The sequence below is a fragment of the Rothia sp. HMSC069C10 genome (assembly GCF_001812205.1).
Classification (GTDB): Bacteria; Actinomycetota; Actinomycetes; order Actinomycetales; family Micrococcaceae; genus Rothia; species Rothia mucilaginosa.
The window spans coordinates 6,313-6,622 of record NZ_KV808301.1; the positions used below are offsets into that span (position 1 = coordinate 6,313).

The 310-nt window shown below is 50.0% G+C and carries 1 protein-coding gene; it reads left to right on the plus strand.

Features of this window, described 5'->3' with window-relative positions:
- Nucleotides 1-201, plus strand: a 201-nt coding sequence (locus HMPREF2842_RS09300) for a hypothetical protein (protein ID WP_210398789.1), incomplete at its 5' end; no start/stop codon positions are given.
- Nucleotides 202-310: the final 109 nt, after the last annotated feature.

Sequence of the window (310 nt, forward strand, 5' to 3'; positions counted from 1 at the left end):
TCCTTTTCGGAGGGACTTTCATTGAGGCTGTTCACTCAGACCGCCGCCGAAGCCTGGTTCACTGATTTCCCTTCCTTTTCGGAGGGACTTTCATTGAGGCTTGAGGCTCTGAACAAGGCTGTCGAAGAATCCCATGATTTCCCTTCCTTTTCGGAGGGACTTTCATTGAGGCTTTCACGACAAGAAGCGGCAGGAAATTGAAGCCAGCGGATTTCCCTTCCTTTTCGGAGGGACTTTCATTGAGGCAGGTAGAGTTACCGAAAGCGACTAGGGATATAACGGGATTTCCCTTCCTTTTCGGAGGGACTTT